Origin of the sequence: Thiohalophilus sp. (assembly GCF_046483665.1) — a bacterium.
Classification (GTDB): domain Bacteria; phylum Pseudomonadota; class Gammaproteobacteria; order UBA6429; family Thiohalophilaceae; genus Thiohalophilus.
Window position 1 is genome coordinate 1 of the sequence record NZ_JAWOCR010000056.1, and the last position, 3,825, is coordinate 3,825.

Consider the following 3,825-nt stretch of genomic DNA (forward strand, 5'->3'; position numbering starts at 1 on the left):
TACCAGGTGGCGCCGGAGGACTGTACCGGCTGTGGTTTGTGCGTGGATATCTGTCCGATTCACGACAAGTCAAATGCCAGTCGCAAGGCCCTGAACATGGCGCCGCAGCCGCCGTTGCGTGAGCAGGAACGGGAGAACTTTGGTTTCTTCCTGGAGTTGCCTGAATATGACCGGCGCGAATTAAAAGTGACGACACTCAAGGGATCCATGGTGATGGAACCGTTATTCGAATTTTCCAGTGCCTGCGTCGGCTGTGGCGAAACACCCTATCTCAAGTTGGCGACGCAACTGTTTGGCGATCGCATGCTGGTAGCCAATGCCACTGGCTGTTCCTCGATCTATGGTGGCAACCTGCCAACGACTCCCTGGTCGACCAACCGGGAAGGACGCGGACCGGCCTGGAACAACTCACTGTTCGAAGATAATGCCGAATTTGGCCTGGGTATGCGCATCGCTGTCGACAAACAGCGCGAACAGGCACTGGAATTGATTCAGGCGCTGCAGGATCAGCTGGATGATGATCTGGTCGAGGCAATTTTGAGCGCCGACGAATCAAGCGAGGCCGGCATTGTTGATCAGCGCGAGCGGGTCGAGCAATTGCGTCAGCAACTGGAGAAACTGAAGGATGAGCGGGCGCAAACCTTGCTGGAGCTTGCCGAAAATCTGATACGCAAGAGTGTCTGGATCATTGGCGGCGATGGCTGGGCCTACGACATCGGTTATGGCGGGCTGGATCACGTGCTGGCCAGTGGAGCCAATGTGAATATTCTGGTGCTGGATACCGAGGTCTATTCCAATACCGGCGGGCAGACCTCCAAGGCCACGCCCCGTGGCGCCGTCGCCAAGTTCTCTGCCGGTGGTAAACCGACCGGCAAAAAAGACCTGGCCTTGCTGGCGATGGACTATGAAAATGTCTACGTGGCGCATGTAGCCTACGGTGCAAAGGATGTACAGACCCTGCGCGCGTTTCTCGAAGCCGAGGCCCATCCGGGTCCGTCGCTGATTATCGCCTATTCCCCGTGTATCGCCCACGGCGTGGATTTGTCCAACAACCACCGTCAGCAGAACCTGGCAGTCGATAGTGGTCACTGGCCCCTGTTCCGTTTCGATCCGGCGCGCACTTCCGAGGCTAAGAACCCGCTGCATCTTGATTCCGGTGAGCCGTCGATCCCCTATCGGGAGTTTGTCGAGACCGAAACCCGTTTCAGCATGTTATGGCATACTCATCCTGAGGAGGCCGAACGGTTCCTGGCCGAGGCACAGCAAGAAGTACAACATCGCTACCATTATTACAAACAGCTGTCCGAGCTGGAGTGGGACCAGGCGAACCGGGTTTCGGCCGTCAAGGCCAGGCTGAAGCAGAATAACAATAAAACGACGGAGGAGACATAAATGGTGGATATGACGACCGAGTATCTTGGACTGAAGCTCACCAATCCGCTGGTACCTTCCGCCTCACCCCTGACCGGCGATCACGATTCTGTCATGCGCTTGCGCGAAGCCGGTGCATCAGCGATTATTCTGCCGTCGTTATTTGAGGAAAAAATTGAACAACAGGAGCAACAGCTGGATCGTTTTATCCATCACCAGTCAATCGGATTTGGTGAGATGGAAAGTTTTCACCCGGTCCCGAATGACTTGAGGACCTGTCAGGACGAGTATCTGGAATACCTGCAGAAACTCAAACACGAACTGGATATTCCTGTCATTGCGAGCCTCAACGGCACCACCGCCGGTGGCTGGCTGGAGTACGGGAAACAGCTACAGCAGGCCGGCGCTGATGCGCTGGAGTTGAATATCTATTATATTGCCGGCAATGGCGGGGAGAGTGGCAGTGACGTGGAGCAACGTTACATTGACCTTCTGGATTCCTTGCAACAACACGTCACAATCCCGATTACCCTGAAACTCTCACCCCAGTTCAGCTCGCCCGTTCATTTTATCCGCCGACTTGAACAGAGCGGAGCGGCGGGTGTCGCTCTGTTCAACCGCTTTTATCTGCCGGACATCAATCCTGAACAGCTGATGGTGGAGCCGACATTGCAGCTGTCTGTGCCCTACGAGTCATTAATGCGAATTCGCTGGGCGGCTCTTTTGCACGGACGGATAAATATGTCGGTGGCAGTAACAGGCGGCTTTCATAACGCACGCGACGGAATCAAGGCATTACTGGTGGGTAGTGATGTGGTCCATTTATGCAGCGTGTTGTTACAGCAGGGGCCGGAGTATCTGTCCGTAATCCTTGGGGAAATGCACGGCTGGCTGGAAGAGAATGAGTATGACTCAGTTAGTCAGATAAAAGGCAGCATGAGCTATCATAATGCGCCCGATCCCGGTGCTTATGAGCGAGTCAATTATATTACTGTGCTGGACAACTATACCTCGCCAGAAGGAGTGCTACGATAAAATACTGAGCTGCTCGCAATAAGCATTGAAAGTAGCGAGAATATCGTTATGACTGTCATATGAGACAGGTCCCCATTGACGCAGCTTGTACATCAGAAACAATCAGCTCAACTGACGCAGACGCCAGAATAAATCTTTGTCTGTTTCCGGCGTTTGTCTGGCGCCGGCCGGGCTGCCAGCAAAATTTGTTTAACGCCTGAGTTCAGGTAAATTAAAGAGAACAGAGACAGGGCGAAATTCGTTTATCTGGCTCGTCAGAGGAATACGGGAAACGATGCAAAGTACAAAACAGGTGATGGAACAACCGCCAACAGTGGCCTATCGGTTGCACGGTAATTGTTATCTGAATACAACCTGGCACTGCACTCTGCGGTGTCGTTTTTGCCCCAAGTTCAACGGCAGCCGGGAAGTACAGGGCTATAATCTCTGGCTTCAGAGTGAGCCGGACACCGATCAGATACTGGCCGCTGTCGGCGATCCCGCCGATTATAATGAAATCGTTTTTTGCGGTTATGGCGAGCCAACCCTGCGGCTGGAGGTCCTGTTACAAGTTGCCGGCGCTCTCAAACAGCAAGGTGCGAGAATACGCGTCAATACAGACGGACTGGCCAACCTGGTCCATGGTTATGATGTGACATCGCGACTGGTACAGGTGGTAGATGCGGTTTCGATTTCCCTCAATGCGCATGAAGAAAGACTCTATGATTACCATTGTCGCCCCAAACGTCACGGCGCCTTCCGGGCCCTGCAGAACTTCGCCCGTTGCGCCAGTCAGCACGGGATGGCGGTGACCCTCACGGCCATCGACGGACTCGAAGAGGTCAGTATTCCGGCGTGTGAGAAAATTGCCAGCGAGCTGGGCATGCAGTTTCGTGCCCGGCAACTGAATCAGGTTGGCTGAATCCGGCTATCGTATCCCGGCAATCGGGTTCTCCTGCTTCACCGGGTCGGTTATTCTCCGGCTATTATCTGCAGAGAGACGAATAACAGGATGTTTTCACAACGATTTTATACCCTTGCGGGTGCCTGTTTGTGTGCCGGACTCATTGTTATGCCGGCCAGGGCACAATGGTTCGATGAGCGGGCCGGCTGGGCAAGTCATGATCGACAGAGCGAGGCCTGGCTGGCTGTCGGCGTGGCGCAGGGCAAAGCCAATGAACTGGTCTACGGGCAGCCGTCCCGCTGGCCGAGGGATTACAGGCTGAGTCAGCTCATCTGGGAAACTCGTCAATTGCCGATATTGAGCGCCGGGGTCAGGGCCCGTTCCGACAGAGTAACCTTTAACCTTCGGGGACGCCTCGGTATCCCCGCCGGCGATGCGGTGATGGACGATTATGACTGGCTGGATGTGAATCGTGACTGGACGCACTGGTCGCATCACGAGGATACCGCTGTGATCGAGACCTGGGGCTGGGATCT

At 54.6% G+C, this 3,825-nt stretch carries 4 protein-coding genes; all 4 read left to right on the forward strand.

Annotated elements, in window-relative coordinates:
• A partial coding sequence (locus tag R6U90_RS11690; RefSeq protein ID WP_410352871.1) for a thiamine pyrophosphate-dependent enzyme occupies positions 1-1,392 on the forward strand: 1,392 nt, incomplete at its 5' end.
• Positions 1,393-2,406: a dihydroorotate dehydrogenase-like protein gene (locus tag R6U90_RS11695; RefSeq protein ID WP_410352872.1), complete on the forward strand. Its 1,014-nt coding sequence runs from the start codon at positions 1,393-1,395 to the stop codon at positions 2,404-2,406. It abuts the gene before it with no gap.
• A gap of 274 nt (positions 2,407-2,680) precedes the next feature.
• Complete coding sequence (locus R6U90_RS11700; RefSeq protein ID WP_410352873.1) at positions 2,681-3,307, forward strand: TatD family nuclease-associated radical SAM protein; 627 nt, start codon at positions 2,681-2,683, stop codon at positions 3,305-3,307.
• A 150-nt stretch (positions 3,308-3,457) separates the two neighbouring features.
• Positions 3,458-3,825 (forward strand): omptin family outer membrane protease (locus R6U90_RS11705; protein ID WP_410352874.1); only part of this gene is annotated, 368 nt, incomplete at its 3' end.